The sequence below is a fragment of the Corallococcus llansteffanensis genome (genome assembly GCF_003612055.1).
GTDB classification, from domain to species: domain Bacteria; phylum Myxococcota; class Myxococcia; order Myxococcales; family Myxococcaceae; genus Corallococcus; species Corallococcus llansteffanensis.
The window spans coordinates 1-8,815 of record NZ_RAWB01000417.1 but is presented as its reverse complement, the minus strand read 5'-3'; the positions used below and the strand labels follow the sequence as shown (position 1 = coordinate 8,815).

7 protein-coding genes and 1 pseudogene are annotated in these 8,815 nt (G+C 69.3%); 5 read left to right on the top strand and 3 right to left on the bottom strand.

Features of this window, described 5'->3' with window-relative positions; translation table 11 throughout:
* On the top strand, positions 1-902 hold a 902-nt coding region (locus D7V93_RS45285), incomplete at its 5' end, for a general secretion pathway protein GspE (protein ID WP_120646698.1).
* 85 nt (positions 903-987) lie between these two features.
* Here the strand turns inward: D7V93_RS45285 and D7V93_RS30300 are convergent.
* Positions 988-3,792 carry a vitamin B12-dependent ribonucleotide reductase gene (locus tag D7V93_RS30300; protein WP_120646697.1) on the bottom strand — a complete coding sequence of 935 codons (2,805 nt, stop codon included), beginning with the start codon at positions 3,790-3,792 and terminating at the stop codon, positions 988-990.
* Positions 3,793-4,406: 614 nt separating this feature from the next.
* Here D7V93_RS30300 and D7V93_RS30295 point away from each other — a divergent pair.
* The gene (locus D7V93_RS30295) at positions 4,407-4,742 is read left to right on the top strand and encodes a (2Fe-2S) ferredoxin domain-containing protein (protein WP_120615794.1); all 336 of its coding nucleotides are present in this window, start codon (positions 4,407-4,409) and stop codon (positions 4,740-4,742) included.
* A gap of 78 nt (positions 4,743-4,820) precedes the next feature.
* Here D7V93_RS30295 and D7V93_RS30290 read toward each other — a convergent pair whose 3' ends face one another.
* The gene (locus D7V93_RS30290; RefSeq protein WP_120646696.1) at positions 4,821-5,534 is read right to left on the bottom strand and encodes a Bax inhibitor-1/YccA family protein; all 714 of its coding nucleotides are present in this window, start codon (positions 5,532-5,534) and stop codon (positions 4,821-4,823) included.
* A gap of 77 nt (positions 5,535-5,611) precedes the next feature.
* Positions 5,612-7,081 carry a hypothetical protein gene (locus D7V93_RS30285; RefSeq protein ID WP_120646695.1) on the bottom strand — a complete coding sequence of 490 codons (1,470 nt, stop codon included), beginning with the start codon at positions 7,079-7,081 and terminating at the stop codon, positions 5,612-5,614.
* A 139-nt stretch (positions 7,082-7,220) separates the two neighbouring features.
* Here D7V93_RS30285 and D7V93_RS30280 point away from each other — a divergent pair, with 139 nt between their 5' ends.
* The 3 genes and pseudogenes from D7V93_RS30280 to D7V93_RS30270 form a co-directional block, all read left to right on the top strand.
* Complete coding sequence (locus D7V93_RS30280; RefSeq protein WP_120646694.1) at positions 7,221-7,661, top strand: hypothetical protein; 441 nt, start codon at positions 7,221-7,223, stop codon at positions 7,659-7,661.
* A 281-nt stretch (positions 7,662-7,942) separates the two neighbouring features.
* Positions 7,943-8,437 (top strand): hypothetical protein, encoded by a 495-nt coding sequence (locus D7V93_RS30275; protein ID WP_120646693.1) that lies wholly within the window; start codon positions 7,943-7,945, stop codon positions 8,435-8,437.
* A 16-nt stretch (positions 8,438-8,453) separates the two neighbouring features.
* A pseudogene (locus tag D7V93_RS30270) lies at positions 8,454-8,815 on the top strand (hypothetical protein); the annotation flags it as partial.

The following is an 8,815-nucleotide window of genomic DNA, read 5'->3' as shown; positions in this document are numbered from 1 at the left end:
GCGTCACGGGGGCCCAGGCGCCCGCCTCCATCCCCGAGGACACGACCCCGCCGAAGCCGCGCCTCGTGGTCGCGTCCGCACCGGCTCCTGCACGAGAGCGGACGCCCATCTCGCTCGACGACCTCCCCGCGTCCTCCGAAGAGCCCATGCAGCTCGCGTCCACCTGGGAGTTCGTGGGTTGGCAGGGCGGCGGGGAAGGGGAGGGCACGGTGGGCCACACCGCCGAGACCACCTGGGCGGATCGCGTGGTCGACCTGGATGGCCCCGCCACGTCCATCCCGGCCGCGAACGAAGGGGGCGTGGCCCTGGCCTCCGCGTGGGAGTTCATGCAGCAGCCGTGGCAGCCGCAGGCCACCCTGCAGCTCGACACCGCCCAGGCCCTGCTCGCCGCCGCCAGCGCGTCCACCGACACGCCACCGAACGGTCCCGCCGTCACGGCGGATCAGGTCCTCTCCGCGCTGGACACCGCGGACTCGCAGGGCACGGTCGGCAAGGTGCTGCTGGCCTACAGCGCGGGCCGCTTCCGCCGAGCCTTCCTCCTGGGCGACAGCTTCGGGCTCGCGCGAGTGGGTCGCGCCTGGGGCCCGGGCAGCGAGCGCCCGGAGGTCTCCGCGCTCAAGGTGGACCTGGACGCGCCGTCCCTCTTCGCGTCCGCGCTGAAGGGCCCCAGCCCCAGCGTCTTCAGCGCGCCGCAGGGTCCTCAGGACGAGGCCATCTTCTCCGCGCTGTGCGAGTCCGAATCGCACCTGCTCGTCTTCCCGCTGCACGCTCGCGGTCAGCCCGTGGCGTTCTTCGTGGCCGAGCACGGCCCCTCCCCCGTGGACCTCGACACGCTGGAGGAACTGGCCCGCATCGCGGATCGCGCCGTGGAGATCTGCACCCGCCTCCACCGCTTCCCGTAGGCCTCACCGCCGCACTGAAGACACGAAGGGCCCCGGCGCCATCGCATCGGCACCGGAGCCCTCGGGGGCGCCGCCGTCAGGCCACCTAGCTGCAGCCGCTCGTCGTGCCGCAGTTCGCGCACTTGTAGCAGGCGCCGCTGCGCACGGTGATGGCGCCGCAGGTGTGGCAGGGCGGGGCGTCCGCTTGGTTCAGGTACGTGCTGCGCGAGCCCATCGCGGACAGCTGCAGCGTCGCCGGCGGGGCCGCCACCGCCGCCTGCTTCACGGGCTCCGGACGGGCCTCCTCCACCGGCGTCACCTCCGCCTCGTCACCGCACGGCGCGGTGGGCAGGAACTTCAGCGACAGCCACCGGAAGATGTAGTCGGTGATGGACTTGGCGATGGGGATGGCCGGGTTGCCGGTGAAGCCGCTCGGCTCGTAGCGGGTGTGGCAGAACTTGTCCGCCAGCACCTGCATGGGCACGCCGTACTGGAGCGCCAGCGACACGCTGGTGGCGAAGCTGTCCATCAGCCCGCTCACCACCGAGCCCTCCTTCGCCATCACCACGAACAGCTCACCCGGCGAGCCGTCCTCGTACATGCCCACCGTCAGGTAGCCCTCGTGGCCGCCGATGGAGAACTTGTGCGTGATGGACTGCCGCTCGTCCGGCAGCCGGCGCCGGTGCGCCTTCGGCTCGGGCGTCACCAGCGGGGCCACGGGCTCGGCCGCCACGTGGCGCGTCTCCTTGGGCTTGTCCTGGGACGTGTTGAGCGGCTGCGTGCGCTTGCACCCGTCGCGGTACACGGCGACGGCCTTCAGGCCGCTCTTCCACGCCTCCAGGTACGCCTTCTCGATGTCCTCTACCGTGGAGTCCGTGGGCATGTTCACGGTCTTGCTGATGGCGCCAGAGAGGAACGGCTGCGCCGCCGCCATCATCTCGATGTGGCCCATCCAGTGGATGCTGCGCTGGCCCTTGGACGGCTTGAACGCGCAGTCGAACACCGGCAGGTGCTCCGGCTTCAGGTGCGGCGCGCCCTCGATGGTGTCGTGCTTGTCCAGGTACGCGATGATGTCCTGCGCCTGCGTCTGCGGGTAGCCCAGCTTCTCCAGCGCCAGCGGCACCGTCTGGTTGACGATCTTCAGCATGCCGCCGCCCACCAGCTTCTTGTACTTGATGAGCGCGATGTCCGGCTCGATGCCGGTGGTGTCGCAGTCCATCATGAAGCCGATGGTGCCCGTGGGCGCCAGCACCGTCACCTGGCTGTTGCGGTAGCCGTGCTCCGTGCCGCGCGCCAGCGCGTCGTCCCACGCCTCCTTCTGCGCCTGGAGCAGCTCCGCGCTCACGCCCTCCGTCTGCAGTTGGTACGCCGCCTTGCGGTGCTTGCGGATGACGCCCAGCATCGGCTCCGCGTTGTTCCCGTAGCTGGCGAACGCGCCCTGCTTCTGCGCGATGCGCGCGCTCGTGGCGTACGCCTCGCCGCACATCAGCGACGTGATGGCCGCCGCGTAGTTGCGGCCCGCGGGCGAGTCGTACGGCAGGCCCGTGGCCATCAGCAGCGCGCCCAGGTTCGCGTACCCCAGGCCCAGCGGCCGGTAGTCGTGGCTGTTCTTCGTGATGCGCTCGGTGGGGTAGCGGCTGAAGCCGACGATGATCTCCTGCGCCAGCAGCACCACCGACACCGCGTGCTTGAACGCGGCCACGTCGAAGCCGCCCTCCAGCGTGCGGAAGTGCATCAGGTTCAGCGACGCCAGGTTGCAGGCCGAGTCATCCAGGAACATGTACTCGGAGCAGGGGTTGGACGCGTTGATGCGCGCCGTGCCGGAGCACGTGTGCCACGCGTTCACCGTGGTGTCGTACTGGAGGCCGGGGTCGCCGCACAGGTGCGCCGCCTCCGCGATCTCCCGGAACAGCTCCCGCGCCTTGTACGTCTCCATCACCTGGCCGTCGCGCACCGCGCGCGTCTGCCACGGGCCGTCGTTCACCACGGCCTTCATGAAGTCGTCGGTGACGCGGACGGAGTTGTTCGAGTTCTGGAAGTAGACGGACCCGTAGGCCTCGCCGTTGAACGAAGGGTCGTAGCCGGCCTCGATGAGCGCCCAGGCCTTCTTCTCCTCGTTCGACTTGCAGCGGATGAACTCCAGGATGTCCGGGTGCTCGGCGTTGAGGATGACCATCTTCGCCGCGCGGCGCGTCTTGCCGCCGCTCTTGATGACGCCCGCGAACGCGTCGAAGCCGCGCATGAACGACACCGGGCCGGACGCGGTGCCGCCGCCCGCCAGCAGCTCCTTGCTGCCGCGCACGGTGGACAGGTTGGTGCCCGTGCCGCTGCCGTACTTGAAGAGCATGCCTTCGGTGCGCGCCAGGCCCAGGATGGACTCCATGTTGTCGTCCACGCTGTTGATGAAGCACGCCGAACACTGCGGGTGCTCCTCCACGCCCACGTTGAACCAGACGGGCGAGTTGAAGGCCGCCTTCTGGCGCAAGAGCAGGTGTGTCAGCTCCGCGTGGAACGCCTCGCGGTCCACCGCCGACGCGAAGTAGTTCCCCTCCGTGCCCCAGCGGGTGAGCGTGTCCACCACGCGCGCCACCAGCTTGCGCACGCTCGTCTCACGCTCGGGTGTCCCCGGCGTGCCCCGGAAGTACTTCGACGCGACGACGTTCGTCGCCAGCATCGACCAGGACTTGGGGACCTCGATGTCCTTCTGATCGAAGACGACCTTGCCGTCCTCGCCCTTGATGCTCGCGCTGCGGTACTCCCACGCCAGCTCGTCCGCGGGGTCCACCCCGGGCGTCGTGAAGAAGCGCTCCACGGTCAGTCCGGTCGTCGCCGTCGCCACCTTCCCCTTCGCCTTCCCTCCGCGACGCTCCTTCCCCCCCACCACCGGCTTGCCACTCAGTTCCTTCTCCATGACGCCCACCTTCCAGATTCACTGAGAGTACGGATGCGAAATTTGCGAAATCGCCAACGCCGCGAGATCCCAGGGGTTCAGGTGATCACGCGAAGACAGGAGGGGAGCGGCGTCAGGATGGTTCGGGAGGGGCGGAAGCCAGCAGACCCACCGCTGGAATCCGGGCCCGGGGCTGACTGCCCTCCCGCCGGGCGGGCGGATCCATATGATCGCTCGCGGGGTCCGTCAACATCGCCTGTACCCCTATGGCTGGTGTCAGAAGTTGACTTACACACTTCATTTGGGGGTCTTTCCAGAGGTCAACACCCGGGGCGCTGATCGCATGCGCAGGGGGGATGAGTACGACCCATGGCTGATTTAAGGACCCGTCACGGCAGTGGCAACCATGGCTTTGCTGGCAATGTATTGTCATGGCCCTATGAATGACAGCCAGGGCGTGGAGAGGGGGCGCCAAGGGCCTGTGATCACTGATGGATGTTTGCTGCCAGTCCGTGCGCCCTGCGGAGGGAGGCCTTCCTGTCCGGGCGAGCAACGGACGGGGCGGGGTGGCCCAGGACGGTCGGTTGCTGAACGGCGGCGTCGATTTCGGGGCACGGTCGCGTTAGGAGGCGGACATGCCGCCTCCCTTCGAACGCCATGTCTTCGTCTGCACCAACCGCCGCCCGGACGGGAATCCGAAGGGCTGTTGTGCCACCAAGGGAGGGGAGGAGGTCCGGGCCGCCTTCAAGGAGGAGCTGGACAAGCGCGGGCTCAAACGCACCATGCGCGCCAACGCGGCGGGGTGCGTGGACACATGCGCGTTCGGCGTCTCCGTGGTCGTCTACCCGGAGGGCACCTGGTACGGCGGCGTGAAGGTGGAGGACGTGCCCACCATCGTCGAGGAGCACCTGGTGCAGGGGCGCCCCGTGGAGCGGCTCCTGATGCCCTTCAACAAGAAGGCGGAGCGCTGAAGGCGGTAGGTCCGCCTCGCGCCCCGCCTCGGGGTACCGCGCACCGGTTTTACAACCGGTGCGGTGAAGCCGGTGGGACTACCGGCGCTTGCCCAAGAGCCGCATCAACGACAGGAACAGGTTGATGAAGTCCAGGTAGAGGGTGAGCGCGCCCACGATGCTCACCGTCGCGGTGCTCTTGAAGCCCGTGGCCGCGTGGTACTCGCGCAGCTTCTGGGTGTCGTACGCGGTGAGGCCCGCGAAGATGAGCACGCCCGCGCAGGCGCTGACGAACGACACCGCGTCATTGCGCATGAACAGGTTCACGATGCCCGCGATGACGATGCCGACGAGGCCCATGTAGAGGAAGGTCCGCCAGCCGCTCAGGTCCTTCTTCGTGACGGTGCCGTAGACGGCCATCGTGCCGTAGACCGCCGACGTGATGAAGAACACCTGGGCGATGGAGCCCGCCGTGTAGATGAGGAACAGCACGGACAGCGTCACGCCCGTCAGCGCCGAGTAGCCCAGGAACATCGCCGCGGCCGCCGGGCCGGAGAGGCGGGGCGCCAGGAACGACAGCGCCAGCACCACGCCGAACTGCACCAGCAAGAGGCCCATGCGGTACTGCGCCACCGCCATGAGCATCGCCTCGCTGGACAGCGTCAGCATCGCCATCACGCCGGTGAGGGCGAGTCCCGCGAACATCCAGCCGTGAACGCGCGTCATGAACGCGCGCTGCGACTCCTGCACCAGCACCGAGTCCACTTCGCTCGCCCGCCCGCTCTGCCACCCGCCAGAAGATTCCCATGCCATGTGCTTTCGTATCCTTTCGAGCCGGATGACTGCCCGGCCGCTCTTCGTATGTGTAACGGGTTCCCTGGGGAGACGCCTTAAATGGCCTTCCAGGCCAACAAAAGCTTCGCCGCGACTTCCGTCGTGATGAGCGGCAGCACGCCGCCCCCGCCGACGATGTTGACGATCTCCGACATCGACCCCCGGCACACCCCGCCCCAGGACGGCTGCTTCGCGATGCCCACGGAGGCATACGCTGAATAGTCGACGAAGAACGACGTGGGCAGGACCTGGTTCTGACCGCACAGCAGGTGGTCCTCCGGCTGCGTGTCCACCACCTCCTGCACCACGAACCCGCCGCCCTGGGGGTCCGTGGCCGCCCGGGTGCAGAGCTCCGCCCAGGACATGGACTCCCCGTAGGCGCCCTTGACGCGCTCCTCGTAGGGCACCGTGCCCACCGAGCGGCCCAGGAACACCGCCTTGCCGCCGTAGTCCCAGGCGCGCTTGAGCACGAAGCGGGCAGGCTCCTGGGACACGCGCGCCACGATGTCGTCCACCTTCTCGCCGGCGGGGCCCGTGCCGGGGCCGTGGCGGAAGGGGCGCGTCCAGGGCACCGCGGCGCGCACCGCCTCCAGCTCCTCCGGCGTGAGGCCCGCCTCTTCCGCGAGCGCGGGCTCCGTCAGCGCCTGCGACAGGAGCGCGAACGTCGTCTTCACCTCCACCTGGGATGCGGGCGGGTTGAGGAACACCGCCTTCTTCCCGGGCACCGTGCCCAGGAAGTCCTCCACCCATGGGGCGGGGGACTGCTCCAGCCGGCGCACGAACAGGTGGCGGTAGACGAGGTCGTACGCCTTGCCCTTCACCGTGAAGGTGTCCTCGCCGGACACGTCCTCCGGGTGCACGATGTCCGCGTCCGCGCCGAACTCGCGGAAGCGCTCGCACAGCCAGCGCAGCTCCGTCACCTGCGCATCGTTCTTGCGGCACAGCAGCGCCACCGTGTCCGGCATCTTCCCGTCGCGCTCGGCCGCGTAGCCGTCCAGCAGCGCGCGGTACAGCGCCAGCGCGTTGCTGCCATTGAGCGTCAGCAGCGACGCGAGCCCCTTCTCCGGGTAGCGCAGGTGCCGCGCCACGACCTCGATGAAGGTGCGCGCCGCGATGTCGGAGTAGCCCTGCATGGCCGGGATGGTGGCGTTGACCTCCAGCGCCCAGGGCCGGTCCCCGGACACGAAGTAGTCCACGCGCGTCGTCACCAGCTTGCGGCTCTCCTGCCAGGTGCGCTCGGCCAGCGTGCGCTCCAGCGGGGACAGCGCGCCCAGCAGCCGGCCCGGATCCGCGCCGGCCAGCACCGCGCGCGCCATCTTCAGCGTGGCGGACGCCAGCTTCGCGGACAGCAGCGCGCGGCGTTTGATCTCCGCGGCGTCGAGGATGACGGGCGTGGCGGTGATGGGGATGGGCTGGGTGCTGCCATCCGGCTTCGTCACCGCGAGCCCGCGCTGATAGGCCGTCTTCGCCAGCTCCGGCCCGAAGTAGTGTGCCTGCCTGCGCAGGACGTCCATGAACTCTTGCACGCGCGGAACCTACGACCCCAGGGGCTTACGGGTCCACAACCCGCGCTGCATCGGGCTGTTCCCCTGGTCGGCTTCCCGACTTGCGCCCGGTGGGGAGGTCGCTTAAAACAACTCAGTTGCCTTTACGAGACCAAGTGACGTGAGCCGCCTCCGACGCCATCCCGACACGGGTCGCTCTCCGACGCGCCTGCTGGCGCTGCCGTGGGTGCTCGTGTGCGTGCTGGTGTACGTAGGCAGCGTCCTCCACTTCGCGCTCGTGCAGCACACCACGTGCCTGGAGCATGGGGACGTGATGCACGTGGGCGAGGCGCAGGTCCACGGCAGCCCGTCGGACGAGGAAGCCTCCTTCGACGACGCGCGCGTGGCGCGGGTCCCTCGGGCCCAGGCTGTTCCGCACAGCGCGGAGGCCCACTGTCACCATGCCTTCTTCCGCCGTGAGGCCCTGCCTCCGGCCGAGTCCGCTCCGATGATGGATGCGGTCTCCACGCGCTCCAGCCCGGCGCTGGCGGTGTTCCGCTTCCATGCGGCCCCCGTCGCGTTGCTGAGGCTCGCGCCCAAGTTGTCGCCTCCGCGCGCCTGATTTCCGCCGACGAAGCCCGTCCTTTCCGCCCGGCGTGTGTCCGCGGGTCGGGAAGCGCCGTGGCCCCGGGTGTCCTGTCGCGTCCGCGCTCCCGTCACCTGTCGTGACAGGCCGGAGCGAGGGTCTTCCGGCCGCGACCTGACGCGTGCTTCGTCCCGCGCCTCCCCCTTCCAGTCCCTGGTCGCCTCCGCGCGCGGCCGTCCCTTCGGGGGCGGTGCGCCGTGGGCGATGGGGCCTGGAGTCACCGCAGTCCCCGCAGTCCATCCCGTGGAGTTCCACACATGAAGAACAAGCTGCTGTCCGCCCTGTTGCTGTCCACCGCGCTCCTCGTCGTGGGTTGTGGCGATGACGCCGAAGAAGAGGCCTCCGGCGATGAAGAAGGTTGCGAGCACCTGCAGGAGGGGCCGGCCGTCAACGTCACCGCGGCCGCCACCGGCACGGGCCCCGCCGTGAGCAACAACCACACGCGCTACGACATCGCGCTCGTGGACGTGGCGGGAGGCAAGGGCGGCGCGGTGTCCTTCGCCGTCTCCGAGGCCACCGACTACGTCCTCTTCACCAACGCCCCGGTGCCGGTGAAGGTCACCAACGGCAGCGGCGCGACGGTGGAGTTCGAGGAGAGCGCCACCAGCTCCGAGCTCTGCACGGACATCAAGGGTCGCCACGTCGTGCCCCTCACCGTGGGCACGCACACGCTCACCTTCGGTCCCTCGACCCTCTCCTCGGTGTCGCTCGTCATCGAAGAGGGCGGCGAGCACGACCACTCGCACGAATAGCCCCGTGAGGCGCCCCATGTCCAAGAGCCCTCCTGTCGGTGCTGCATCCGTTCTTCCCTGCGACGTTCGCCGCGACGGCGACCGGTTGTTCGACGTGGCCATGTGGTGCCTGGGCCAGGACGTGCGTTGCCCGGACGGCAACGTGCTCCTGCTCCATGGGCTGGTGCGCGAGCCGCGTCCTCCAGGGGTCGAAGGGCAGAGCGCGTACCAGGGGCGGCTGGCGGATGGGGGGCGCCTCACGTTGTGGGGATTCGGAGCGCTGTGTGACGCGTGTGGCGCGGCGGTCTTCGTGCCACGCGACGGCTTCGTGCCCCGGTGGGTGGAGGGCCCTGGCGCGAGGGCTTCCGCCTTCCGCGCGGAGGACGTGGGAGTCCGGAG

Bases quoted from the DNA above. Each gene is read 5' to 3' on its own strand.
- D7V93_RS30275 (WP_120646693.1), top strand. From the start codon at position 7,943: ATGAAGAACAAGCTGCTGTCCGCCCTGTTGCTGTCCACCGCGCTCCTC.
- D7V93_RS30295 (WP_120615794.1), top strand. From the start codon at position 4,407: ATGCCGCCTCCCTTCGAACGCCATGTCTTCGTCTGCACCAACCGCCGC.
- D7V93_RS30300 (WP_120646697.1), bottom strand. From the start codon at position 3,792: ATGGAGAAGGAACTGAGTGGCAAGCCGGTGGTGGGGGGGAAGGAGCGT.
- D7V93_RS30290 (WP_120646696.1), bottom strand. From the start codon at position 5,534: ATGGCATGGGAATCTTCTGGCGGGTGGCAGAGCGGGCGGGCGAGCGAA.